The following is a 24,813-nucleotide window of genomic DNA, read 5'->3' on the forward strand; positions in this document are numbered from 1 at the left end:
TCACCCACCGAATCGAACGAGAGGTTCCGACATGGGGCACGAGAGCTTCCGGCCGGGCATCACGCACTTCCGCTGCGTGGGAGTCGGCGTGGGACCGGCCAACCTCAGCCTGGCCTCCCTGCTGCACAGCAGGCCGGACGTACCCAATCTCTTCCTCGACCGCAAGGAGTCCTTCAGCTGGCACGACGGCCAGCAGATCCCCGGCAGCAGCCTCCAGGTCTCCCAGTTCAAGGACCTGGTCAGCCTCGCCGACCCCGCCAGCCCCTTCTCGTTCCTGTCCTACCTGCACGCCAAGGGGCGGGTCTACCACTTCCTCAACGCCCAGTTCGACGACGTGCCGAGGCTGGAGTTCCGCAACTACCTGGCCTGGGCCAGCCGCCGCAACGAGAACATCGTCTTCGGCGAGGACGTCCGCGAGGTCGACTTCGACGACGGAGCCGGCGTGTTCACCGTCCGCACCGACCGGCGCACCCTCACCGCCGAGAACGTGGTCGCCGGCGTCGGCAGCCGCCCCTGGATCCCGCCGCAGGGCGAACACCTGCTCGGCCCCACCCAGTTCCACGTCGCCGACTACGTCCACGCCGCCCGCGACGTCGGCGGCAAGCGGGTCGTGGTCGTCGGCGGCGGCCAGTCCGGCGCGGAGGCCTTCCTCGACCTGATCTCCCGCGGCGGCTGGGACCTGCCCCGCCGGGTCTCGTGGATCTCCCGGCGGCAGAACTACTTCCCCATCGACGACTCGCCCTTCACCAACGACTACTACATGCCCAGCCACGCCGACTACTTCTACGGACTGCCGCGCGAGCGCCGCCAGTCGCTGAACTCCCGCAACATCCTCACCAGCGACGGGATCTCCGAGTCCACGCTGCGCGAGATCTACCAGACCATCTACGTCCACCGGTTCGTGGAGGGCAACGAGGACCTGGTCGCCCTGCACCCGGGCCGCGAGGTCTTCGACGTCAGCCCCGGCCCCTTCGGCGGCTGGGAGGTCTGCGCCCGCCACACCGGCGAGGCCGAGTCCGTGGAGAAGTTCGAGGCCGACGTCGTCGTCTGGGCCACCGGCTACCGGCCCGCCGCCATGGACTTCCTGGCGCCCCTCACCGGCCGCCTCGAGCACGAGGGCGAGGAACTGCGCGTCGACGAGGACTACGCCGTCCGCTGGGACGGGCCCGCCGACCGACGGATCTTCGTCCAGAACGGCGTCCGCGGCCAGCGCGGCCTCGCCGACCCCAACCTCAGCCTCAACGCCTGGCGCAGCCGGCGCATCGCCGACCGGCTGTGCGGCGTCCGCGGCGACGAGCAGCTCGCCTCCTTCATCGAATGGTCCTCCAAGGGCCCCCAGGAAGAACGGTGGAGCGCCTGATGAACACCCACAGCACCCGCGCCTGCCGCACCCTCGCCGCGGACCCGGCCGCCCGCCCGACGACCGCGCCGGCACCTGCCGACCCCTCCGACCCCGCCGTCTACCGGACCACCGCCGCCCACAGCGGCGGCCCCGCCGGAGCCCGCACCGACGTCGCCGTCGTCGGCGCCGGCATCCTCGGCGTCCTCGTCGCCCGCGAGGTCCTCGCCCGCGACCGGACCGTCACCGTCACCGTCCTCGACCGCGACATGATCGGCTCCGGCGCCACCCGCCGCTCCGCCGGACTGCACTTCCCGCGCGGCGCCGACGACACCGTCCGCACCCTGGCCGCCGAGAGCGAGCGCTACTACGCCGACCTCCACACCGCCCGCCCCGACCTGCCCATCCACCCCCTCGGCATGACCGTCCTCGCCCCCGAGGCCGCCGAGGACCGCCTCCGCGAGACCTACCTCCCCGAGGCCAAGCTCCGCTGGACCACCGAACTGCCGTCCGCCGTCCCCGCACTGCCCCGGGACTTCGGCGCCTGGGAGGGCGACGGCTGCCAGTACGCGGACGTCCCCGCCCTGACCCAGCTCCTCGCCGCCGAGCTGCGTCCCGCGGTCTCCTTCCACGAGGGCGTCGCCGTCGAGACCGTCGCCGCCGGCCCCGGAGGCGCCCGCCTGACCCTGACCGGCGGCGCCACCCTGACCGCCGGACACGTCGTCATCGCCCCCGGCCCCTGGCTCGCGGAACCCGCCTGGCGGGACCTCGTCGCCCCGCTCGGAGCCCGCGTCAAGAAGATCGTCGCCCTGCACGTGGAGGTGCCCCCCGCCCCCGGCGACCGGGCCCTCGTCCTGGACGCCGAGGACGCCTTCCTGCTGCCCCTCCACCACCGCGGGCACTGGCTGTTCAGCTACACCTGCCGGGAATGGGACGCCGACCCCGCCACCGTCGACCCCGCGCTCACCGCCGGCCACCTGCGCGAAGCCCGCGCCCTGCTCACCCGCTACGCCCCGGGCCTGGCCGCCCACTGCCGCTCCGGCCGGGTCTTCTGCGACGCGTACGGGCCCGCCGGCACCCCCCTCGTCACCCGCCTCGACCCCTACGGCCGGCTCGTCTTCGCGGGCGCGGCCGGCGGCTCCGGCTACCGGCTGGCCCCTGCGCTCGCCGCCCGCGCCGCCGACCTGATCCCCTCCCTCCCGTCCCCGCGAAAGGCCACGACATGATCATCGCGAGTTATGACGCCGGCGCCCTGGAGCAGGCCTTCGGCATCGGCATGAGCGGCGTGGAGGGCCTGGGCACCGGCGCCGGCTGGGGCCGCGTCGCCCCCGGCGGCGCCACCGACGGCCACCACCACGACGAGAGCGAGCTGTTCGTCATCGTCAGGGGCCGCGGCGAGTTCGTCGTCGACGGCGCACGCCACCCGGCCGCCCCCGGCACCGTCGTCCTCTTCGAGCCCTTCGAGTCCCACGTCCTGAGGAACCCCGGCCAGGACGACACCGCCGGGGACGGCGGCGACCTCGTCTTCTTCACCCAGTACTGGCGCGACGCCGAACGGGCCGCGGCCCGCGCCGCCGCCCCCGCCGGCTTCGGCGACCGTCCCGTCTTCGTCTTCTCCACCCCGCCCACCCCCAACGGCGACCTGCACCTGGGCCACCTCGCCGGCCCCTACCTCGGCGCCGACGCCTTCACCCGCTTCCAGCGCATGAACGGCGCCGAGGCCTACCACCTCACCGGCAGCGACGACTACCAGAGCTACGTCCTCGGCGCCGCCCGCGCCGACGGCCGCACCCCCGCCGAGACCGCCGCCCACTACAGCGCCGAGATCGCCGAAACCCTGCGGCTGATGGACATACCCGTCGACCAGTACACGGTCACCGACCAGGACCCCGGCTACCGCGAGGGCGTCCAGGACTTCTTCAGCCGCCTCACCGCCTCCGGCGGGATCGCCGTCACCGAACGGGACGCCCTCTACGACGCCGCCGAAGGCCGCTACCTCTACGAGGCCGACGTCCGAGGCGGCTGCCCCGGCTGCGGCGGCACCACCTCCGGCAACCTCTGCGAGGAGTGCGGGGAGCCCAACACCGTCGCCGACCTCACCGACCCCCGCCCCGCCGGCGCCGCCTCCACCGCCGCCCCGCGCCGGGCGCCCGCCGCCCGCTGGAACCTGCCCCTGCACGCCCACGCCGGCGAGGTCCGCGCCCACCACCGTCGCGGCCGCGTCCCCGCCCGGCTGCGCGAACTCGCCGACCGGCTCTTCCGCCGCCCCGCCCTCGACATCCCCCTCACCCACCCCTCCGACTGGGGCGTCGAGCCGCGCGAGGGCGACACCGACGGGCAGGTCATCTGGGTGTGGCCCGAGATGAGCTACGGGTTCCTGCACGGCATCCAGTCACTGGGCGCCCGCCTCGGCCGCCCCTGGCGGGCCGCCGACCCCGCCCCCGACTGGAAGATCGTCCACTTCTTCGGCTACGACAACAGCTTCTACCACTCGGTCCTCTACCCCGTCCTGTACCGGCTCGCCTTCCCCGGCTGGACCCCCGACATCGACTACCACGTCAACGAGTTCTACCTGCTCGACGGCGAGAAGTTCTCCACCAGCCGCCGGCACGCCATCTGGGGCAAGGAGGTCCTCAGCCCCGAGACCGTCGACTCCGTCCGCTACTTCCTCGCCGCCACCCGGCCCGAGGGCCTGCGCACCGACTTCCGGCGCGCCGCCTACGAGGCCGTCCTCGCCGACACCCTCATCGGCACCTGGCAGCAGTGGCTGACCGACCTCGGCGCCCGCGTCGCCAAGCACCACGGCGGCCGCGCCCCCGACGCCGGGAACTGGACCCCCGAGCACACCGCCTTCCTCGCCCGGCTCGGCAGCCGCCTCACCGCCGTCACCGCGGCCCTCGGCAGGGACGCCTTCTCCCTCAACCAGGCCGCCGCCGAACTCGACGGCATCGTCCGCGACACCGCCCGCTTCGCCCGCGCCGAAGGCCTCCTCACCGACACCCCCGGCTGGGAGGACGAGAACCGCACCGCCGTCGCCCTCGAACTCGCCGCCGCCCGCCTCCTCGCGCACGCCGCAGCCCCCGTCATGCCCCGCTTCGCCGCCCGCCTCGCCGCCGCCCTCGGCCAGGACGCCCCGAGCGCGTGGCCCCGTACCGTCGAACTGCTCACGCCCGGCACCGCACTCGCCCTCGCCGACGCCGTCTTCTTCCAGCCCGCCCCCGACGCCGAACCGCCCCTCACCCCCTGGCTCACCCGCATCGCCCGTACCGCCCTGCGGCTCGCCGACGACGAACAGATCGCCCACCGCACCCTCACCCAGCTCGCGGCCGGCTCCCTCCAGGCCGTCACCGTCCAGTACCAGATCCTCGACGCCCTCGACGTCGACCTCTCCATGGACGAACTCCTGCACGGCGGCACCCTCGCCGAACTCGCCGCCGTCATCGCCGAACGCGCCGAGCCCTCCGCCGTCGCCGCCCTGACCTCCGGGGAGGCCCGATGAACACCCGCCGGATCCTGCGCGAGATAGCCGAGCGCGGGCTGTCCGTCGCCCTCGCCGACGGCGACCTGCGCCTCCAGGGCAACCGCGAACGGATGGACACCGAGTTCATCGCCCGCGTCAAGGCCGCCAAGCCCGCCCTCGTCGCCCACCTCGCCCGCGAGGCCGAACACGGCCCCGGCTTCCCCCTCACCCCCCTCCAGCGCAGCTACTACCTGGGCCGCAGCGGCGTCTTCGAGATCGGCGACGTCTCCAGCCACGTCTTCCACGAGATCGAGGGCGACTGGGACCTCGACCGGCTCCAGGCCTCCCTCGACACCGTCGTCGCCGCCCACAGCGCCCTGCGCTCCCGCTTCCTCTCCGACGAACGCCAGGCCACCGAACACGGCGACGCCGCCTCCCCGCGCATCGGCGTCCTCGACCTGCGCGCCCACAGCCCCCGCCAGCAGGAGCTGATCCGCGCCGAACTGCGCGAGATGCGCTCCCACCAGGTGCTCCCCGCCGACCAGGCCCCGCTGCTCACCGTCGACGCCACCATCCTCGACGATGACAAGACGGTGCTCCACGTCGGCCACGACGGGCTCGTGATGGACGGGATCAGCATGTTCCTGTTCTTCCGCGCCTGGTGGCACGCCTACCAGAACCCCACCGCCGAAGTCCACGACGAACTCCCCTACGAGGACTACCTCGCCGCCCTCGAAGCCGCCCGCGACCGGGCCCCGGCCCGGCGCTCGCGCGCGTACTGGATGGAACGCGCCGACGACCTCGCCCCCCACCCGGACCTGCCCCTGCGCACCAGCCCCGCCGCACTGACCGGCACCCGCTTCACCCAGCGCGAGGTCCGCCTGGACCGCGCCGCCTGGACCGCCCTGAAGGAACGCGCCGGCTCCGAAGGGCTCACCCCCTCCGCGCTGCTGCTCGCCGCGTACGCCGAGACCCTCGCCACCTGGGGCGCGGGGGAGCGCTTCACCCTCACCACCACCGTCGCCCACCGGCCGCCCGTCCACCCCCGCGTCTTCGAGGCCATCGGCCAGTTCTCCGACACCCTCCTCGTCGAGGCCGAGATCGACCGCTCCCAGCCCTTCGCCGCCCGCGCCCGGGCCCTCCAGACCCGCCTGCACACCGACATCGACCACCGGCACTTCTCCGGCATCGAGGTCCTGAAGGAACTGGCCCGCCGCCGCGGCGGCGTGGCCGGCGCCCGCATGCCCTACACCTTCAACAGCGCCATCGGACACGTCAGCAGCGAGGTCGACGGCTCGGCCCTGGAACTCTTCGGCAAGGAGGTCTTCTCCGTCAGCCAGACCCCCCAGGTGTGGCTCAACGCCTTCGCGATGGAACAGCACGGCGAACTCGTCGTCCAGCTCGACGGCATCGACGAACTCTTCTGCGAGGGCCTCCTCGACGACCTCGCCCACGGCTACCGCACCCTGCTGCACACCCTCACCGACGGGGCCGCCTGGCAGCACCACGCCTTCGACCTGCTGCCGCCCGCCCAGCGCGCCCGCCGCGCCGCCGCCAACGACACCGCCGTCGCACGGCCCGAGGAGATGCTCGGCGACGCCATCGTCGCCCAGGCCGCCCGCACCCCCGCCGCCCCCGCGGTCCTCACCGCGAACCGCACCGTCAGCTACGGCGAACTCCTCCACCGGGCCGCCACCGCCGCCACCTGGCTGCGCGAACAGGGCGTGGGCCGCGGCGAACTCGTCGGCCTCGTCATGCACCGCGGGCCCGAGCAGGTCGTCGGCATCCTCGCCACCGTCCTCGCCGGAGCCGCCTACCTGCCCGTGGACGCCGGCCTGCCCGCCGCCCGCCAGGAGTACATGCTCGCCGACGGCCGGGTGCGCTGCGTCCTGACCAACACCGGCTGGACCTCCACCGGCTCCATGGCCGCCTACGACCTCACCCGCCCCTGCTCCGGCCGCGCCGAGGTCCCCGACCGGCTGCCGGGATCCGGCCCCGACGACCTCGCGTACGTCCTCTACACCTCCGGCACGACCGGTGCCCCCAAGGGCGTCATGGTCACCCACCGCAGCGTCGCCAACGTCGTCGCCGACTGCCAGGCCCGCTTCCGGATCACCTCCGAGGACCGGTTCATGGCCGTCAGCGCCTTCCACTTCGACCTGTCGGTGTGGGACGTCTTCGGCGCCCTGTCGGCCGGCGCGGCCCTGGTCATGCCCGACCACGACCGGGCCGCCGACCCCGCCCACTGGCTCGAGCTGTGCTGGCTCTACCACGTCAGCGTGTGGAACTCCGTCCCCGCCGTCGTCGGCCTGCTCCACGGCCAGGCCCGCGCCGACGGCGACGTACCGCCCGGACTGCGCCTCGTCATGATGAGCGGCGACCGGCTCCCGCCCGCCCTGCCCGCGCAGCTGCGCGCGATGATGCCCGGGCTGGAGGTCGTCTCCCTCGGCGGCCCCACCGAGACGACCGTCTGGAACATCCTGCACCCCGTCGGCGAGGACGAGGACGGCAGCGGATCCATCCCGTACGGCCGTCCCAACGCCAACAACCGCGCCTACGTCCTGGACCGCGACGGCCTCGACGCCCCCGACTGGGTCACCGGCGAGATCACCGCCGCCGGCACGGGACTCGCCCGCGGCTACTGGGGCGACCCGGAGCGCACCGCCGAACGGTTCTACGAGGACCCCGGGCGCGGCGAACGCCTCTACCGCACCGGCGACCTCGGCCGGTACCTGCCCGACGGCAGCATCCAGATCCTCGGCCGCACCGACTTCCAGATCAAGATCAACGGCTACCGGATCGAGGCCGGGGAGGTCGAGACCCGCCTCGCGGCACTCGCCGAGGTCTCCCGCGCGGTCGTCGCCGCCCAGGGCAGCCGGCTCATCGCCCACCTGGTCCCCTCCGGCAGCCACCGCCCCCACCTGACCGAACTGCGCCGGGCCCTGCGCGCCGACCTGCCGGACTACATGCTCCCGGCGGCCGTGCTCTGGCACGACGAGCTGCCGCTGACCGGCAACGGCAAGGTGGACCGTACGCGCCTCGCCGCGCTCGGCGCCGAGGAGGGCGCCGGCCGGGAGGGCGGCGGCAGCGCCCCCGCCACCCAGGCCGAGAAGATCCTCTGCGACATCTGGTCCACCGTCCTGCGCCGCCCCGACATCGGCGCCCTCGACACCCTGGCCTCCCTCGGCGGCGACTCCATCGCCGCGGCCCGCATCCTGACGGCGGCCCGCAAGCGGTTCGGGGTCACCCTCACCCTCGACCAGTTCACCGAGGCGGACACCGTCCGCGCCATGGCCACGGCCCTCACCCCGGCGGCCGACCGATGACCCGCCATCAGGGGCGCGGGGAACTGCGCGCCCAGCCACAGCAGACCGGCAGCCGACAGCCGGCGGTACCCGATCAGGGGCGCGGGGAACTGCGCGACCAGCCACAGCAAACCGGCAGCCGACAGCCGGCGGTACCCGATCAGGGGCGCGGGGAACTGCGCGAACAGCCCCCACCGGCCGGCAGCCGGCACACGACCGTCCCCGACACGATCCACCGCATCACCACGGCGGAGCCGACCGGCGGCCACCTCCACGTGGCCCGCCTGGAAGGCACCCGCACCATCCCCCTCCGCGAGCTCCACGCCCGCTCCGGCCACCTCGCCCGCCACCTGCGCGAGCACCACGGCATCGGCCCGGGCGACCGCATCGGGATCCTCGCCGCCAACAGCCTGGAATGGGTGCTGCTCGACCTGGCCGCCCTGCGCCTCGGCGCGCAGACCGCCGGCCTGGAGCCCGGCAAGTTCACCCCGTCCCCCGAACTCCTCGACGACTACGCCCTCCACCTGCTCTGCACCGACCAGCGCGCCGACGGCGTCCCCGACACCCTCCCCATGGACGGCCTGTGGGACCTCGCCGCCCCCGGCGACGGCCCCGACACCCCCCTGCCGCCCGTCACCTGGCGCTCCGAGGACGTCACCACCCTCAAGTTCACCTCCGGCAGCACCGGGATCCCCAAGGGCCTCGGCGCCACCGCCGGCAGCATGGACAGCTCCCTGAAGGCCGTCCAGGAGATCTTCCACCACACCCCCGACGACCACCTCTTCGTCTTCCTCCCCCTCTCCCTCCTCCAGCAGCGCTACTGGGTGTACTCCGCCCTGCTGCACGGCCACGACGTCACCGTCACCACCTACGAGGCAGCCTTCGCCACCCTGCGCCGCGTCCGCCCCACCGTCGTCATGGGCGTCCCCGCCTTCTACGAGAGCGCCCGCCGCCAGATCGAGGCCCGCCTGCGCCGGCCCGCCGGCCGCACCCCCGCCCAGGTCGCGCGCACCCTCTTCGGGGACCGGATCCGCTACCTGTGGACCGGCTCCGCCCCCGCCTCACCCGCCGTCCTGCGGTTCTTCAACGACACCGCGGGCCTGCCGCTCTACGAGGGGTACGGGCTCAACGAGACCTGCATCGTCACCAAGAACCACCCCGGCGCCCACCGCGAGGGCAGCGTCGGCCGGGCGTTGCGCGGCAAGGAGGTGCTGATCGGCGAGGACGGCGTCATCAGCGTCCGCAGCACCCACCCCGTCAACAACCACTACGCCTACGCCCGCCCCGGCGACTCCGAGAAGGTCTTCTCACCCGACGGGACCGTCCGCACCGGCGACCTCGGCCACCTCGACGAGGACGGCTTCCTCTTCGTCCACGGCCGCGCCGACGACGTCATCGTCCTCGACAACGGCAAGAAGGTCATCGTCCGCCCCATCGAGGAACTCATGCGGGCCGACCCGGCGATCGCCGAATGCGTCCTGTTCAGCCCCACCCAGACCGAGCTCGTCGCCGTCGTCTCCCCGGCCGGCCGGCCCGCCGACCACCAGGCCATCGCCGCCCGCCTCGCCGCCGTCAACGCCGCCACCACCGCCGACGAGCGGATCAGCCGCGTCATCGTCGCCGATCCGCCGTTCAGCATCGAAGGCGGCCTGCTGACCTCCCAGTACAAGCCGAAGCGCCCCGACATCCGGGCCGCCTACCACGCCCCGCTGCACACCCAGGAGGCCGGAATCCATGCCTGACACCGCCGACGCACGCGCCGAGATCGAGGCCGCTGCCCGCGACCAGCTCTCCCTCGTCCTGATCCCCGAGGTCGAGCCCGAGGAGGTCGACCCCGACGCCGACATGGTCTCGGCCTACGGCCTGACCTCCCTCAACAAGGTCCTCTTCCTCACCGAGGTCTGCGAGGAGACCGGCGTCGACCTCGCCCACTTCACCGAACACGACCTCGCCGCCATGAAGACCCTGCGCGACGTCACCGAAGCCCTCGCCCGCCACCACCACGCCACCACCGGAGCCTGAACCATGAGCGCCCTGAGCTGGACCGAGCACACCGCCGCCGTCCTGGAGAACGACCGGGTCCGTCTCACCCCGATCACCGAGGCCGACCGCGAGGGCGTCCGGGCGGTGGCCATGGACCCCGACATCTGGCGCTACTTCGTCGCCGCCGTCGCCACCGACGCCGACTTCGAGGCCTTCTTCGACGCCGGGCTCGCCGACCACGCCGCCGGCCGCCGCGCCGTGTGGACCATCACCGACAAGGACAGCGGCCGCATCGCCGGCAGCATGAGCTTCGGCAACATGGCCGAAGCCGACCGGCGCCTGGAAGTCGGCTGGTCCTGGCTCGGCCGCGACTTCCGCGGCCGCGGCGTCAACCACTGGTCGAAGGCCCTGCTGCTGGAACACGCCTTCGAGGTACTGGGCGCCGAACGCGCCGAGTTCAAGACCGACGTCCTCAACACCCGCGCCCGCCGGGGCCTCGCCAACATCGGCGCCACCGAGGAAGGCGTCCTGCGCAGCTTCAACTACATGCCCGGCGGCCGCCGCCGCGACGCCGTCTTCTACAGCGTCCTGCGCTCCGAATGGCCCGCCGTCCGCGCCCTCCTCGCGCTCGGCCCCAGGAAGGCCGTACCGGCATGAACGAGGACCCGACGGGCCCCGCCATCACCCTCGTACGGGCCTCCGGCACCCCCTACGAGATCGGCCGCGCCCACGGCCGGGCCCTGGCCGCGCCCCTGCGGGCCTTCCTCGACGACGGCGTGGCACGCCTGGCCCACCTCGTCGACCGGCCCCTGACCCCGGCCTCCCTGCTGCCCTCGATCACCGCCCACCGGGAGGCGGTCGAGGCGGCCCTGCCCGACCTCGCCGAGGAGGTCGCGGGCCTCGCCGACGGAGCCCGGATCAGCCGGGACGAGGCCTGGCTGCTCCAGCTGCGCCGCGAACTGACGGGCTACTCCGCGGTCCGCTCCGGCGGCGACTGCACCGCCTACGCCCGCACCCGGCCCGGCGCCCCGCCCGTCCTCGCCCAGACCGTCGACCTCAGCGGCAATCTCGACACGCACATCGCCGTCCTGGAGACCGCCCGCGCCGGCGCCGCCCGGCGCTCCCTCGTGCTCAGCTTCGCCGGACTCCTCGGCTACCTCGGCGTCAACAGCGACGGCCTCGCCGTCGGACTCAACCTCGTCCTCGGCGGCACCTGGCGTCCCGGCGTCCCCCCGTACCTGGCCATCCGCCACCTCCTGGACACCGCCGCCGACACCGCCCAGGCCCTGAAGGTCCTCGCCGGCCTGCCGCTGGCCAGCTCCCGCTCCCTCCTGCTCTGCGACCGCGAACGGGTCCTGTACGCCGAACACCTCGACGGCGAACTGCGGGTCACCGAAGCGGCCCCCGGCGAACTCGCCCACACCAACCACTACCTCCACCCCGACTTCGCCCCCGCCGACGAGCTGAACGTCTTCGCCCGCAACTCCTCGCTGCGCCGCCTCGCCGCCGCCCGCGAGGGGCTCGCCGCCCTCCCCGGCGACGCGGACGCCGAAGACCACTTCGCGCTGCTCGCACGGCCCCCCGTCCGCGTCCCCGACCGGGGCGACATCCGAGTCGAACGCACGGTCGCCGCGGCCGTGGTGTTCCCGGCGGCCGGACGGCTCCACCTCCGCCCGGGCGACCCCGCGCGCTCCCGCACGCAGGTGTTCACCCTGTAGCCGTCCACGGCAGGGACGTGTCCGAGAAAGGAGCGTCATGGACGCATGGCTGGTCGACCTCGACCAGGTCGCCCCCACCGACATCAGCGCGAACTATCCCGAGGGCCTCACCGAGGACGAACTGCGGCGCGGCGCCGAGTTCGTCCACGCGCGTGCCGCCCACCGCTTCTACCGCGCCCGGCTCACCGTCCGGCGCCTGCTGGCCGAACGCCTCGGCCTCGACGCGCACGACCTGCGCATCCACTACGACCCCGCCGGCAAGCCCTACCTGCCCGACCAGCCCGGCACCCACGTCAGCTGGTCCCGCTCCGACGGCCTGCTCCTGCTCGGCGCCACCGAGACCGGACCCATCGGCGTCGACGTGGAACTGGTCCGCCCGGCCGGCACCAGCCTGGACGTGCTCACCTTCGTCTACCCCAAGGTCCCCGACGGCGTGGGCCCCGAGACCTTCTTCCACGCCTGGACCCTGCTGGAGGCCGCCGTCAAGGCCACCGGGCGCGGCCTCACCGACGGGGCCGGGGAGGTCGACCTCGCCTTCGGCCCGGACGGCTCGGTCACCCTGCGCGGGATATCCGGGCACGGCACCCGGCCCTGGCACGGCCACACCGCGCTCCAGCCCACCCGCCAGGACTCGCCGTGGGCGATGACCGCCTTCGTCTCCCGGGAACTGCCCCCGGTCACCGTCCTGACCTGGCCCGACCCGGACCGGGCCGGTGACCTCGTACGGGCCCGGGCACCGGCCCGGGGACCGGGGCTCAGGGCGCGCTGACCACCGGCGAACCGTCCGCGGCGATCGCCGAGAAACCGGTGTACGGGACCAGCGCGGGCGGCACGGCCACCGAGCCGTCCGCGCGCTGGTACTGCTCCAGGACCGCGACGAGCGTACGGCCCACCGGCAGCGCCGAACCGTTCAGCGTCGCCGCGAACTCCTTGCGCCCGTCCCGGCCGCGGACCCTGATGCCGGCCCGGCGCCCCTGGAAGTCCCCGCAGTCGGAGCAGGAGGAGATCTCCCGGTAGGTGCCCTGGCCCGGCAGCCACACCTCGATGTCGTAGGTGCGCCGGGCGGCGAAGCCCAGGTCGCCGGCCCGCAGTTCGACCACCCGGTGGGCCAGGCCCAGCCGCTGGAGCGCCGTCTCCGCGTGCCCGGTCAGCAGCTCCAGCTGCGCGGCGGAGTCCTGCGGCCGGCAGATGCGCACCAGCTCGACCTTCTCGAACTGGTGCAGCCGCACCAGCCCCCGCGTGTCCCGGCCGTACGAGCCGGCCTCCGCCCGGTAGCAGGGCGTGCACGCGGTCAGCGCCAGCGGCAGCCCGCCCTCCTGGAGCGTCTCGCCCCGGTACAGGTTGACCAGCGGCACCTCCGCCGTCGGGATCAGCAGGAGGTCCCGGTCGGCGGCGGTCGTCAGGAACAGGTCGTCCTCGAACTTCGGCAGCTGCCCGGTGCCCGTCATCGTCTCCCGGGTCACCAGGTGCGGCACCCCGTGCTCGGTGTACCCGTGCTCGGTGGTGTGCAGGTCCAGCAGGAACGCGGCCAGCGCCCGCTCCAGCCGGGCCCCGGCCCCCCGGGTCACGGCGAACCGGGACCCCGACAGCCTGGCGGCGCGCACCTGGTCCAGGATCCCGAGCCGGGTCCCGATGTCCACGTGGTCGCGCGGGGTGAACGCGAAGCCGGGCACCTCCCCCCAGGTGCGGCGCACCACCGGCGGGTCCTGCTCGGTCCCGTCGGGCACGTCCGGGCCGGGCCGGTTGGGCACCGCCGACAGCAGCGCGCCGAGCTGCTCCTCCGCCTCCCGGAGCTCCTCCGACACCGACCGCAGGCGCTCCTTGGCCTCCGCCATCCGGGCCCGCGCGGCCTCGTCGGGGCGGGTCCCTCCCCGGGCGGAGCGGTTCTGCTCCGCCCGCAGCTTGTCGCGCTCGGCGACGAGCCGGGCGCGCCGTTCGGTCAGGTCGCGCAGGGCGGCCCGGTCCAGGACGTGTCCGCGGCGGGCCAGATCGGCCTCGGCCGCCTCCTGGAGCAGGCTGTGGGGGTCGTGCATGACGGCTCCTCAGTCCTCGTCGGTGACGTGTGCGGTGGCGACGGCCCGGTAACGGGCGGGCGAGCGGGCCCGCAGCCACCAGGCGTAGCCGAGCCCGCCGAGGGCGGCGCCCGCCATCAGCCACGGGATCCGGTTCACCCAGACGGACGTGGTCCCGGTGACCAGCGCGAAGTTGCCCAGCAGCAGCCGCAGCGCCCCCAGCAGGCCGGCCAGGGCCAGTACCGGAGCCAGCCGGGTGCGCCACCAGTGCGCCTCGGGGTGGCGGCGGAAGAACACCAGCACGGCCACGGCCACCGCCGCCTGGAGGGCGACGATCCCGACGGTGCCGAGCGCCAGCATCGTGGTGGCCAGGTTGGTGTACGGATGCGCCCCGGCGAGCGCGAAGGCGGCGCACACGGTGGCCGTGGCCACCGACAGCACCGTGCTCGCCCGGTGCGGGGAGCCGTGCCGGGGGTGCACCCGCGCCAGCGGGCCCGGCAGCACCTGCTCCCGGCCCAGGACGAACAGGTACCGGTTCGCGGCGGTGTGCAGCCCGAGCAGCGCCCCGAACAGGCTGGTGCACAGCAGCACCTGCATCACGCCCGTCGCGAAGGTGCCGAGGTAGTCGTCCGACAGCCGGAAGAACAGGTCGCCCAGCTCCCTGCCCGCGGTGTCCGCGACCCGGTCCGCGCCGACCGCCCCGACCGCCGCCCAGCTGATCACCGCGAAGAAGACGGTGATGAGCACGACCGACGCGTACGTGGCGACGGGCACGCTGCGGCGCGGGTCCCGGCTCTCCTCCCCGTACAGCGCGGCCGCCTCGAAGCCCACGTACGAGATCAGCGCGAACATCAGCGCCACCCCGAGCCCCGGCGCGAGGACGGTGTCCGGCCGGAACGCGGCGGCCGGCAGGGTGTCCGCGCCGTGCCGCACCCCGATGGCCAGCGCCAGCAGACCCAGCACCGCCACCTCGGCGACCATCAGCACCGCCAGCAGCCGCGCGCTCAGGTCGATCCGCCGGTAGCCCATCACCGCCGTCAGGGCCAGCGCCCCGCCCGTCCACACCGGCCACGGCACCGGCAGGCCGTGGGCGGCCGAGACCAGTTCGGCGAAGTACCCGAAGGCCCCGGCCACGCCCGCGACCGCCGCCGTGTAGGCGACGACCGCCGTCAGCCCGCCCGCGACGGCGAGCGGCCGCCCCAGGCCCTGCCCGATGTACGTGTAGAAGCCGCCCGCGCCCACCACGTGCCGGCTCATCGCCGCGTACCCGACGGAGAAGCACAGCAGTATCAGGCCGGCCAGGGCGAAGGTGGCGGGGACGCCCGCGCCGTTGCCGATGGCGTAGGCGAGGGGCACCGAGCCCACCACCCCGGACATCGGCGCGGCCGCGGCGACGACCAGGAAGACGATCCGGGGCGTCGTCAGCGTGCGCCGCAGCCCCGGCCCGGCGGCGGCTTCCCCCGTCGTCGTGCCGACGGGGATCGTGGAGGTCACCGGATCACCTCGGGTGGTTGCGGATGATGTCGACGGCCTCCGGGACGCCCATGTACGGCAGCCGCACCTCGGCCATGTCGTCGGTCCACTGCTCGGCGAGGTCGTAGCGCTGCTTGGGGGTGGTCTCCAGCAGCCTGCAGCCGGGGAACACCTCGTATCCCTCCAGCAGCTCCGCGTGCGCGAACATGCCCTCCTGGAACAGCTCCTCGCGCTCCAGCACGAACTCCTCCGAGGGCAGTTCGTCCCACAGCCGCCGGCCCCGCCGGATCAGCTCGATCAGCCGCGGCCGGTACGAGGGAGTGCGGGCCAGGTGTTCGCGGACGATCGAGCTGCCCACCGTCAGGTGGCGGATCTCGTCGATGGACGCCCCGCGCGCGATCTCCGCGGCGGCCGGGTCCAGCAGGGTCCACTTGCGCTCGCTGAGCTCGGCGGCGGGCGCCAGCACCCCCTCGATGACGATGGTGAACACCGCCACGGCGCCGATGAAGTCGCCCTCGTCGCGCACCACGGACGTGGCGAACTCGGCGATCGGGTTCAGCACCCGCCGCGTGTAGTCGGCGCCCTGCTCCCTGATGAAGCCCAGCAGCCCCGCCGCGGGCACCCCGAGGTCCACCAGGTGCTTGCGGAAGATCATCGCGTGCCGGGCCTCGTCGACCACCTGCGTGGTGAAGAACTCCTGCTCCACCACCCCGGGCGCGCCGATCACGTAGTGGGACAGCACCTCCACCGCCCGGGACTCGGCCAGCGACCGGTTGCCCAGCTCCAGCACGAGCGCCTGCCGCAGCGGCCCGTCCTCCTTCATGTGCGCCGGCGTCTCGGCGGCGTGCCCGGCCCCGGCCCGCCCGCGCAGCGTCCCCTGCGCGACGGCCGACAGCCAGTACCCGAGATCGCACTCCTCGGCGGTCAGGGTCATCTCCTGCGCCCCGTCGAGCAGGTTGGGCGCGCGGTCCCAGTCGGCCTCGACGGGGACCTGCGAAGCGGTGCTCATGATGCGACCTCACTGGGGGAAGCGGGAACGGGGACGGACGCGGCGGGGGTGACGCAGGCGCTGTGCATGCGGCCGGCGAAGCTCAGCATCGGCGAGTCGACGGCGTGACGGCCGCCCGTGACCTCGGCGAGGAGCATGTCGTGGTCGCCGACCTGGTGCCAGCCCAGCACCCGGCACGCCATGTGGGCCAGGCTCCCGCCGATCAGCGGGGCGCCGGTGAGCGGGTCGGTGGTCCAGTCGAAGCCCTCGAACTGGGCGTCGCCGAGCGGCCGCGAGGGGTTCGCGAAGCGGCGGGCCACGTCCTGCTGCGCCGAGCCGAGCACGTTCACCGAGAAGCGGCCCGCCCGGCGGACCATCGCCGCGAAGGTCGAGGTCGGCCGCAGGCACGCGCCGAGGACCAGCGGGTCCCGGGACAGGGTGACCACGGCGCTGGCGGTCGTGCCGTGCCGGACGCCGTCGCGGCTCACCGTCAGCACCGTCACGCTCGACGCCAGCCGGCGCAGCGCCAGCCGGGCCGCCTCCGGGTCCTCGTACCCCTCGGCGGGTGCGGCGGGGGAGCGGTCGGTGAGCCAGGCCGGGTAGCGGCTCACCGGGTCACCCCGACGGCCGGGGCGGTGGCGGCGACGGTCGCGGGGTGCTCCTCGTACGGCAGCGGGACCCGCCCGGCGGTGGCCGAGCGGCGCTTGAGCATCGCCGTCACCTGGTGCACCAGCGGCGTGTCCTCCGGCTCGAAGGGCAGCCCGAACGGCTTCAGGAAGTTCCCGAAGACGCCCCGGTCGCCGAAGACGTGGAACGGCAGCGCCAGCAGCGCCCACTCCGGCCCGATCAGCCACATCCACAGCAGGCCGACGGCGGCGACCGACAGCAGGCTGTGCATCGTGTTGTAGAGGACGTAGTAGGCCTTGGGGATCCGGCCGTCGGCGCTGCGCCGGTAGGCGACGGCGCCCGGGATGTAGCCGATCAGGTCGATGTAGAGGAACAGGCCGATCGCCGCGAACCAGTTGATGTCCGTGAAGTGCCACAGGATGAACCCGATCGTCACGGCGAACGCGACCAGGTACTCCAGGCGGTGCAGGCTGAAGGTGACCGGTGACTCCACCGGGTTCTTGATGTCCATGGGGGCCGTCCTTCCGACGGGCGGGCTGCGGTGTGCTGCGGGCGGGCCGAACGGTCAGGACAGGCGCAGCGGTCCTCCCGCGAAGTAGCCGGCCAGCTCCGCGGCGACGCTCGCGCGCGACGGCGGGTGGAAGGCCAGGGCGCGCACCGCGGACGACAGGTACGCCACGTCCCCGGAGCGGATGAAGGCCATCCCGCCGAGCATCTCGACGGCCTGGTCGACGGTCCGCGCCAGCAGGTCCTGCGTCGCGTAGCGGGCGGTGAGCACCGCCGCGACCGCCTCGTCGCCCTCGGTCCCGTCCTCCAGGGACCGGGCCGCTCCCTCCACCAGCGACACCGCCGCCTCCAGGCGCACCGCCAGCTGCGCGCGCTCCGGCGCGCTGCCGCGGCCGCCGTCGAGCACCTGCGCGACCAGCGCGGACGCGGCGCCCACGTACGAGGAGGTGGCGAGCAGCTCGAACCAGGTGAAGCCGGCCGTCTGGAGGTCGTCGAGCCGTTCGGCGTCCTCGGGGGTGCTGTGGATGACGAGGTCCTCCGGCACCTCCACGTCGGTCAGCCGGACCTCGTCGCTCTGCGAGGCGGCCAGCACGGGCGTGGCCCAGAACGGCCGGGTCTCGATGCCGGGGGAGGAGGCGGGGATCAGCATCAGCGCCAGCGAGGAGCGCCCGTCGTCGTGCGCCACCATCACACTGGCCGTCAGCACGTCCATCGAACGCGACAGGCTGCACGGCTTCTTCGAGCCGTTGACCAGGTAGCCGCCGCCGTCCGGCACCCGGTCGGCCACGACCGCCGGCGCCAGGATGTTCTGGTCGGTACGCCCCTCCGCCCAGCCCGACGCCAGCAGCAGCCCGTCGGAGGCCACCGCCGACATCAGCTTCAGCTGGGCCGGGGTGAGCCGGTCCGCGACCTCCGCCAGGCGGAAGAGCATCGCCACCGTGAAGTGGTGCATCACCGTGGCCACGCCCAGCGAGGGCGAGGCCGCGGCGATCGCCCGCTGCACCCGCACCGCCTGGAGCGCGGAGGCGGCCGCGCCGCCGTACGCGGCCGGCACGAGCAGCCCGGGACCGCCGTGCTCGCGGTACAGCTCCAGCACGGGGCTGTCCGCACCCTCCCGGGCCATGAGCGGCAGCTCTTCGAGTGCGTCGAGAAGGCCTGCGTGGAATTGCTCGCAGATCCCGCGCGCTGTCGTCAGGGAACGCATCGCCGTGTTCTCCTCGGGCTGTCTCGGAATTCTCTTCCGCACCGGCGGGGATTCCCCGTGATCCGGAAGTCAATATGAGGTGAGAAGTCTTTCACCCGCTATCTGACTGAGGCCTGACGCTCTTCTGACCAGCGTTTTCAACTGACCCTCCGCTGACGGACGGCTGACCGGAAGACCCGGCGGGGGTTGTGGGGGAGGGCTCCGCATGCCATAAGTGAAGAATCTGCCGGCGCGAGAATGGATCTGAAATGACGGAAACGGTTCTGGAGACGGATGTCGCGCTCGACGCCATCCGGCAGTACGCGGACGCGGGAAATCCGAGCGCCTATTTTGCCTTCAGTGACGGGAACAGCCATTTCCGGCTCCCGGACGTGCCCGGGGTGATCGTCTACCGCCCCGTCGGCCGCTACCTGGTCCAGTTCGGCGGCCCGTTCGCCCCCTTCGCCCCCGCGGGTCCGGGCGGCCCCCGGGCCCGGCTGCTGGCGGGCTTCACCGCCTTCGCCGCCGAACAGGGCCGCGAGGTCGTGTCCGTACAGCTCCAGGGCGCCGACGCCGACGTCTACGTCGACCAGGGCTTCACCGTCAACCAGATGGGCGCCTCGTACGCCGTCGACCTGGAGGCGTTCACCCTGGCCGGCACCCGGTTCATGCAGCTGCGCAACAAGATCTCCCGCGCCCTGCGCAGCGGCCTGGACATCGCGGAGGTCGAGTACGACGCCTACGCCGACCGGATCGCGGAACTCGACACCGCCTGGCTCTCCACCAAGGGCGAAGGCGCCAAGCCGCTGGAGTTCCTCGTCGGCCAGACCGGCGGCCGCTACCAGCACCTGCGCCGCCTGTTCGCCGCCGTCCGCGACGGACAGCTGATCGGCTACGTCTCCTACGCCCCCGTCTACGGCCCGCAGCCGGGCTGGATGCACGACCTGAGCCGCCGGCGGCCCGACGCCCCGCCGGGAGTGATGGAGGCCCTCAACAAGGCCGCCATCGACGTGTTCACGGCCGAGGGCACCCGCTGGCTGCACTTCGGCTTCACCCCCTTCACCTCGCTGACGGCGCCGCAGTTCCCGGGCCACAGCCGGGGCTTCCACTGGTTCATGGAGCACCTGTGGGAACACGGCGCGCACATCTACCCGGCGCGCACGCAGCTCGAGTACAAGCAGAAGTGGGCGCCCTCCGCGGTCCTGCCGGAGTACATCGCCTTCCAGCACGGCGCGAGCCTGCCCGCGCTGGTCCACGTCTTCCGCGCCTGCAACGCGGTCTGAGAGGGAGGTCGTACGTGATGTCCGAGGAGATCCAGACCCAGGGACTGCTGCTCGTGGACCGCTTCCAGGCCTGCGCGGCCGCCCCCGACGACCCGGAGGCCGCCCGCCTGTGCGAGGCCGCCCTCACCCGCCTGGACGAACTGCTGCGGGAGGCCGGGGAGTAGCCCGGCGCGGGGCGTGCGAAGGGGGGCGGTGAGGATTCCACCTCACCGCCCCCCTTCGTGTGCCCCGGCCCCGCCGCCCGGGGCCGCTCAGCGCAGGGCCGGGCGGGTGTGCAGCAGGGTGCCCGCCGGGCCGCGGACCAGCATCGGGCGCCGGCGCAGGGCCGGTTCGGGGCCGGCCGGACGGGACGCGTGGGCGACCAGGACGTCCTGGACCACCGGCCCGCCGGGGCCCGCCCGCAGTTCGTGGCGTTCGCGACCGACCGCCCGCCGGTCCCACAACAGCCCCTGCCCCGGCGCCGGGGCCGCATCCAGCAGGGGCGCGGCCCCGCCGGGCCCGTACAGCCGGGACCGGGCCGTCCCGGCCCCGGTCCGCCCGACCACCGCCACGAGAGCGAACCCGCCGGCGCCCGGGACCGGCCCGGGCAGCCGGACCGGGACCGCCGCCCCGGCCGGGGCGACGGTGCGCAGCAGGTGCAGCTCGATCAGCCAGTCGGTGTGCACGTCCAGCCACGGCCCGCCCAGGGTGCGCCGCAGCAGCGCCGCGAGCCCCGCCTCCAGGCGCCGTTCGGTCCCCTCGTACGGCACGTCGTACGGAGCCTCGTACGAGGGGACCGGCAGGAAGAGCCAGTCGTCGTCCGCCGTCCACGACATCCGCAGCCGCACGACGCGGTACGGAGGCTCGCGGAAGGCGACGGCGACCGCCCCGGGGACGGGGCCCAGCCCGACGAGCGCGAAGCCGTGCTCCCGCAGGGACACGGCTCAGCCCGCGGCGACGGGCGTGCGCGCGGACGCCGGCCGTGCCAGCTCCAGGCGCTCGTCGAGGTGACGGGCGGAGGAGTTGGCGCGCCACAGCGCGCCGCGGGCGATGCCCCGGCGCATGTACGCCGTGTCGGCGCTCGGGATGACCACGTTGTGGAACCACCCCGCCGCGTGCTGGGAGTCGATGGTGATGTGCAGCCGGTGGTAGGTGATCCCGACCTCGGGCAGACCCAGCCGCTCCCAGGCCCGGACGACGTTGCGGAACCGGTCGGGCGCCAGCCACTCGGTCATCCCCAGGAAGCCGACCGCCTCCGGGTACAGGTGCCGGTAGCGGCACAGCAGCACCGCGAGGTTCCCCGAGTGCAGGTCGGTGGTGGTCATCGCGGCCTCGAGGTCCTCGGGGCGCACGTCGAAGACCTCGTAGATCTTGTTGAAGAGGTGGGTGTGCACGGCCTCCGGCTCGCCGTTGCCCATCTCGTCCCAGTAGTTGGCGGCGATCTCCATCTTGCTGGCGCCGGCCGTGCCGATCTGCATCATCGCGAGGAAGTCGTCGAAGCGGCCGTCGATCAGCGACTCCTGGATGACGTACGTGCGCAGGTCCTCGCTCTGCGCCTCGCGGTTGATGAAGTCCGTGTAGTACGGGTGCTTGAACGCCCGGTGCTTGCGGACGAGCCCCTTGAGCCAGGACAGGAACTGCCTGGGCTCGGTCGGCGCCGACTCCAGCAGCCCGGGCTCCAGGTGGGCGTCCTCGGCCTGGAGGGTGGCGTTCTCCAGCAGCCGGGTCACCTCGTGCAGCAGCACCGACCCCTCGGCGCTCGGCCGGTCGGGTATCTGCATCACCGTCTGGTAGATGCGCGACAGCAGGAGCTGCTGGTGGTAGTGGGCGTCGTCGCGGCCGGGGCCGGCGACGGCGGCGGCGTTCATCTCGGTGACGGCCTCGACGACGCGGGCGCGCTCGCCCAGGAACTTGGCGTCGATCTCGTCGGCGTCGACGGTCAGCCAGGACGAGACCTCGTCCACGAGCGCGGCGGCGTCGGTCCTGCGGATCGTGGGAACGTTGGGGTGGTCGCTGGTGGGCAACTGCGTCTCCATGTCTCTCGGGGTCCCTCGGGAAGACGACGCCGTGGTCGGGGTCGCGCCGGGTCGGGGAAGAGGAAGGACATACGTCTCCGTCACGCGGACGCGCGGGCGGACGGGCGTGCTGCGCTCGCTCCGCGAAGCCGGGGACGAGAGGGGCGCCGAAGGGGCCCTGCCGTGCTCGCGTGCACGGGGCCCCTCATGCCAAAGCACGCGCATCCCTGGTCGTCGGATCGGGATGCGCGTGCCTGGGATGAGCACCTGCGGAGAGGGCAGGATTCGAACCTGCGTGGGCAGAGCCCGTCCGGCGCGGAGCCGGACCCCATTCGGCCGCTTTGGGTACCTCTCCAACGGCCTTTCTCTGCCCTCAGCTTGGCACGGTGCGGCTGACACGCGGCTGATGAATTTCTGAGACGTGAATTCCGCCGCCCGGTCAGGGGCCCATCAGTGCCGACTGGGATAGTGAAGGGCGATCGGACTTCTTCACTTCACCAGGTACAGGGGAGTTCCCGTGAGCGCCGAGACCGCCAAAATTTCCGTATCGCGTCTCTACAACGACGAGAACGGCGAATCGCATTTCATCGACGAGACGCTGGAGGTGACGGCCGTCAATTTCGCCCCGCCCGCGCCGTCGCTCTTCGTCTCCGAGGGCGTGCCGGCCAAGCAGGCCGTCTACCTCTACATCCCGGCCGGCTGGTTCGGCGACTTCCACCCGGCGCCGCGCCGCCAGATCATGACGCTGGTCAGCGGACGGATGGAGTGCGGGGTCAGCGACGGCACCTGGCGCACCTTCGTCCCCGGCAACACCCAGCTGGTCGAGGACACCCAGGGCAAGGGGCACGCCACCAGGGCCCTGGAGGACTGCGTGATGATCGTGTCGCAGCTGGCGGACTGACGCCCGCCGCACAGCACCCGCCGTACAGCACGCGCCGTACAGGAGGAAGGGGCGCGGTCCGGAATTCCGGCCCGCGCCCCTTCCTTTCCCGCCGTTCTATCCCTTGACGTAGCCGAAGCTCTCGGCGAGCAGGCCGTTCTCCAGGCGGTGCACGTTCACCCCGCGCACGAAGTCCCGCGCACCGCCGCCCCAGCGCAGGGTCCAGCGGCATACGGCGCGCTCCCCGGCCGTCCAGACGTCCTCCACCTCGAAGGTCATGTTGTCGTTGCCCGCGATCGCGGTCCAGAACTGGAGGCATTCGGCATACCCGACGTGCTTCGTGCCGTCGGGGGCGGGGCCGGAGTTCTCCAGCCGGCAGTTCTCGGCGAGGATGTCCTTCAGCAGGCCGGGGTCGTGGAGCTGGAAAGCCTGGTTGAACTGTTCGATGACTTTGCGTGTCTGCTCGTCGGACATCGGGACTCCTCATGTCTCATGGCTCGGCACGGGTGGCCCGGCCGGATCGGTCCGGGGCACAGGAGAAAGTAATACAGTCCAACGGCCTCCGCCGTCCAAGTTTCTGTTCCTTCAGTCCATTTGAGTCAGTCGCACGTCAGTACCAGCCGCCTAGCTTTGCCGTATGACCACAGCAGACAGTGCGCCTCTCGCATTGGCCTATCAGCAGGCCACCGAATATCTGGCGGGTCTCGCCGATCGGCCGGTGGGTGCCACTGCCGGCTCCGAACAATTGCTGAAAATGTTCGGTGGCCCGCTGCCCTCCGGACCGGCCGATCCGACGGAGACCATCGAAGTACTCGGCCGCGCGGTGGCCGAAGGCGGCATCCCCACGGCCAACGGCCCCCGCTACTTCGGCTACGTCACCGGCGGCACCCTGCCCGTCGCCATCGCCACCGACTGGCTCGTGGCGGCGTACGACCAGACCGCCAGCCTCTACAACCTCTCCCCGGCCATCGCCGTGGCCGAGGACGTCGCCGCGCAGTGGGTCCTGGAGCTGCTGGGCCTGCCCGCCCACGCCTCCGTGGGCTTCCCCACCGGCTGCACCATGGCCCACCTGACCTCCCTGGCGGCCGCCCGGCACAAACTCCTCGCCGAGGCCGGCTGGGACGTCGAACGCGAAGGCCTGGGCGGCGCGCCCGACGTGGCCATCGTGGCGGGGGCCCAGCACCACATGACCATCGACCTGGCCGCCCGCTACCTCGGCTTCGGCACCGCGCGCATCCGCAACGTGCCGGTGGACGAGAAGGGCCGCATGGTTCCGGCGGAACTGGAGACCACCCTCGCGGGGATCGACGGGCCGGTCATCGTCTGCGCGCAGATCGGCGACGTCAACTCCGGCGCCGTCGACCCCGTGGGGGAGATCTGCGACATCGCGCACCGCCACGGCGCCTGGGTCCACGTCGACGGAGCCTTCGGCCTGTGGGCCGCGGCCAGCCCGAAGCTCCGCCCCCTCGTGGAGGGCGTGGAGCGCGCCGACTCCTGGGCACTGGACGCCCACAAGTGGCTCAACGTCCCCTACGACTGCGGCATCGTCGTCATCGCCCACCCCGAGGCCCACCGCGCCGCGATGCTCAACGAACGCGCCGGCTACCTCCCGCCCGGCACCGACGGCGAACGCGACGCCATCGAATGGGTCCCGGACTTCTCCCGCCGCGCCCGCAGCCTCCCGGTCTGGGCCGCCCTGCGTACCCTGGGCCGCTCGGGCGTCGCCGACCTGGTCGAACGCTGCTGCGCCCACGTACGCCGCTTCGCGGACCGCCTGACCGGGGTGCCGGGGGTCGAACTCCTCAACGACGTCGTCCTGAACCAGCTCCTGGTCCGCTTCGGCGACGACGACGAGACGACCCGCCGGGTCATCGCCCGCATCCAGCGCAGCGGCACCTGCTGGTTCGGCGGCACGGTATGGGAGGGCCGGGCGGCGATGCGCATCTCGGTGGTCAACTGGCGCACGACGACGGAGGACGTGGACCGGAGCGTGCAGGTTGTTCTGGAGGCCCTGGCGGAGGAACGGGCGACTGGCTGACGGCTACGGGGTGGGGCCGGGCG

The 24,813-nt window shown here is 73.3% G+C and carries 22 protein-coding genes and 1 tRNA gene; 13 read left to right on the forward strand and 10 right to left on the reverse strand.

The window, feature by feature from the left end; genetic code table 11:
- The first annotated feature begins 31 nt into the window (after positions 1 to 31).
- From AB0D45_RS10095 to AB0D45_RS10135, 9 genes are read left to right on the forward strand one after another with little or no spacing between them, the layout of a single operon-like run.
- Positions 32 to 1,360 carry a SidA/IucD/PvdA family monooxygenase gene (locus AB0D45_RS10095; protein WP_361602155.1) on the forward strand — a complete coding sequence of 443 codons (1,329 nt, stop codon included), beginning with the start codon at positions 32 to 34 and terminating at the stop codon, positions 1,358 to 1,360.
- Positions 1,360 to 2,565, forward strand: a complete 1,206-nt coding sequence (locus AB0D45_RS10100; RefSeq protein ID WP_362456746.1) for an FAD-dependent oxidoreductase — start codon at positions 1,360 to 1,362, stop codon at positions 2,563 to 2,565. The genes AB0D45_RS10095 and AB0D45_RS10100 overlap by 1 nt, the downstream gene beginning before the upstream one ends.
- Positions 2,562 to 4,838: a class I tRNA ligase family protein gene (locus AB0D45_RS10105; protein WP_362456749.1), complete on the forward strand. Its 2,277-nt coding sequence runs from the start codon at positions 2,562 to 2,564 to the stop codon at positions 4,836 to 4,838. The genes AB0D45_RS10100 and AB0D45_RS10105 overlap by 4 nt, the downstream gene beginning before the upstream one ends.
- Positions 4,835 to 8,125 carry an amino acid adenylation domain-containing protein gene (locus tag AB0D45_RS10110; RefSeq protein WP_362456751.1) on the forward strand — a complete coding sequence of 1,097 codons (3,291 nt, stop codon included), beginning with the start codon at positions 4,835 to 4,837 and terminating at the stop codon, positions 8,123 to 8,125. The genes AB0D45_RS10105 and AB0D45_RS10110 overlap by 4 nt, the downstream gene beginning before the upstream one ends.
- The gene (locus AB0D45_RS10115; protein WP_362456753.1) at positions 8,122 to 9,846 is read left to right on the forward strand and encodes an AMP-binding protein; all 1,725 of its coding nucleotides are present in this window, start codon (positions 8,122 to 8,124) and stop codon (positions 9,844 to 9,846) included. The genes AB0D45_RS10110 and AB0D45_RS10115 overlap by 4 nt, the downstream gene beginning before the upstream one ends.
- Positions 9,839 to 10,126 carry a phosphopantetheine-binding protein gene (locus tag AB0D45_RS10120; protein ID WP_362456756.1) on the forward strand — a complete coding sequence of 96 codons (288 nt, stop codon included), beginning with the start codon at positions 9,839 to 9,841 and terminating at the stop codon, positions 10,124 to 10,126. The genes AB0D45_RS10115 and AB0D45_RS10120 overlap by 8 nt, the downstream gene beginning before the upstream one ends.
- A 3-nt stretch (positions 10,127 to 10,129) precedes the next feature.
- Positions 10,130 to 10,744, forward strand: a complete 615-nt coding sequence (locus AB0D45_RS10125) for a GNAT family N-acetyltransferase (protein ID WP_362456758.1) — start codon at positions 10,130 to 10,132, stop codon at positions 10,742 to 10,744.
- On the forward strand, positions 10,741 to 11,805 hold the full coding sequence (locus AB0D45_RS10130) for a C45 family peptidase (RefSeq protein ID WP_362456760.1): 1,065 nt from the start codon (positions 10,741 to 10,743) through the stop codon (positions 11,803 to 11,805). The genes AB0D45_RS10125 and AB0D45_RS10130 overlap by 4 nt, the downstream gene beginning before the upstream one ends.
- A gap of 37 nt (positions 11,806 to 11,842) precedes the next feature.
- Positions 11,843 to 12,574, forward strand: coding sequence for a 4'-phosphopantetheinyl transferase superfamily protein (locus tag AB0D45_RS10135; protein WP_362456763.1), 732 nt, complete (start codon positions 11,843 to 11,845; stop codon positions 12,572 to 12,574).
- Here AB0D45_RS10135 and serS read toward each other — a convergent pair.
- The 6 genes from serS to AB0D45_RS10165 are packed head-to-tail and all read right to left on the reverse strand — an operon-like array spanning position 12,561 to position 18,616.
- On the reverse strand, positions 12,561 to 13,838 hold the full coding sequence (gene serS, locus AB0D45_RS10140; RefSeq protein WP_361602128.1) for a serine--tRNA ligase: 1,278 nt from the start codon (positions 13,836 to 13,838) through the stop codon (positions 12,561 to 12,563). The two genes, AB0D45_RS10135 and serS, sit on opposite strands and share 14 nt — an antisense overlap.
- A 9-nt stretch (positions 13,839 to 13,847) precedes the next feature.
- On the reverse strand, positions 13,848 to 15,311 hold the full coding sequence (locus tag AB0D45_RS10145; protein WP_362456765.1) for an APC family permease: 1,464 nt from the start codon (positions 15,309 to 15,311) through the stop codon (positions 13,848 to 13,850).
- A 4-nt stretch (positions 15,312 to 15,315) separates the two neighbouring features.
- Positions 15,316 to 16,299, reverse strand: coding sequence for a VlmB-like protein (locus AB0D45_RS10150; protein WP_362456768.1), 984 nt, complete (start codon positions 16,297 to 16,299; stop codon positions 15,316 to 15,318).
- A complete protein-coding gene (locus AB0D45_RS10155) occupies positions 16,296 to 16,889 on the reverse strand; it encodes a flavin reductase family protein (protein WP_362456771.1) in 594 nt (197 codons plus the stop codon). Before AB0D45_RS10155 ends, AB0D45_RS10150 begins: the two co-directional genes overlap by 4 nt.
- Positions 16,886 to 17,416 carry a hypothetical protein gene (locus tag AB0D45_RS10160; protein ID WP_361602116.1) on the reverse strand — a complete coding sequence of 177 codons (531 nt, stop codon included), beginning with the start codon at positions 17,414 to 17,416 and terminating at the stop codon, positions 16,886 to 16,888. Before AB0D45_RS10160 ends, AB0D45_RS10155 begins: the two co-directional genes overlap by 4 nt.
- Before the next feature lie 54 nt (positions 17,417 to 17,470).
- Entirely contained in the window at positions 17,471 to 18,616 is a 1,146-nt protein-coding gene (locus AB0D45_RS10165) for an acyl-CoA dehydrogenase family protein (RefSeq protein ID WP_362456773.1), read from the reverse strand.
- 248 nt (positions 18,617 to 18,864) lie between these two features.
- Between AB0D45_RS10165 and AB0D45_RS10170 the strand changes: the two genes are divergently transcribed.
- Together AB0D45_RS10170 and AB0D45_RS10175 are read left to right on the forward strand one after the other, a co-directional pair.
- Entirely contained in the window at positions 18,865 to 19,878 is a 1,014-nt protein-coding gene (locus tag AB0D45_RS10170) for a DUF2156 domain-containing protein (RefSeq protein WP_362456776.1), read from the forward strand.
- A gap of 17 nt (positions 19,879 to 19,895) precedes the next feature.
- A complete protein-coding gene (locus AB0D45_RS10175) occupies positions 19,896 to 20,042 on the forward strand; it encodes a hypothetical protein (RefSeq protein ID WP_361602107.1) in 147 nt (48 codons plus the stop codon).
- A gap of 87 nt (positions 20,043 to 20,129) precedes the next feature.
- On the opposite strand, the gene AB0D45_RS10180 is transcribed toward AB0D45_RS10175, so the two are convergent.
- The 3 genes from AB0D45_RS10180 to AB0D45_RS10190 all read right to left on the reverse strand — a co-directional run bounded on the left by AB0D45_RS10180 (position 20,130) and on the right by AB0D45_RS10190 (position 22,227).
- Positions 20,130 to 20,798, reverse strand: coding sequence for a hypothetical protein (locus AB0D45_RS10180; protein ID WP_362456778.1), 669 nt, complete (start codon positions 20,796 to 20,798; stop codon positions 20,130 to 20,132).
- 3 nt (positions 20,799 to 20,801) lie between these two features.
- The gene (locus AB0D45_RS10185) at positions 20,802 to 21,893 is read right to left on the reverse strand and encodes an iron-containing redox enzyme family protein (RefSeq protein WP_362456781.1); all 1,092 of its coding nucleotides are present in this window, start codon (positions 21,891 to 21,893) and stop codon (positions 20,802 to 20,804) included.
- Between the two features lie 249 nt (positions 21,894 to 22,142).
- Positions 22,143 to 22,227, reverse strand: a tRNA-Arg gene (locus AB0D45_RS10190).
- A gap of 162 nt (positions 22,228 to 22,389) precedes the next feature.
- On the opposite strand from AB0D45_RS10190, the gene AB0D45_RS10195 reads away from it, so the two are divergent.
- A complete protein-coding gene (locus AB0D45_RS10195; protein WP_361608284.1) occupies positions 22,390 to 22,773 on the forward strand; it encodes a hypothetical protein in 384 nt (127 codons plus the stop codon).
- A 96-nt stretch (positions 22,774 to 22,869) separates the two neighbouring features.
- Here AB0D45_RS10195 and AB0D45_RS10200 read toward each other — a convergent pair whose 3' ends face one another.
- Positions 22,870 to 23,226 (reverse strand): nuclear transport factor 2 family protein, encoded by a 357-nt coding sequence (locus tag AB0D45_RS10200; RefSeq protein ID WP_361608282.1) that lies wholly within the window; start codon positions 23,224 to 23,226, stop codon positions 22,870 to 22,872.
- A gap of 280 nt (positions 23,227 to 23,506) precedes the next feature.
- On the opposite strand from AB0D45_RS10200, the gene AB0D45_RS10205 reads away from it, so the two are divergent.
- Entirely contained in the window at positions 23,507 to 24,790 is a 1,284-nt protein-coding gene (locus tag AB0D45_RS10205) for an aminotransferase class V-fold PLP-dependent enzyme (RefSeq protein WP_362456784.1), read from the forward strand.
- Positions 24,791 to 24,813 lie beyond the last annotated feature (23 nt).

Origin of the sequence: Streptomyces sp. NPDC048352 (genome assembly GCF_040651895.1) — a bacterium.
Classification (GTDB): Bacteria; Actinomycetota; Actinomycetes; order Streptomycetales; family Streptomycetaceae; genus Streptomyces.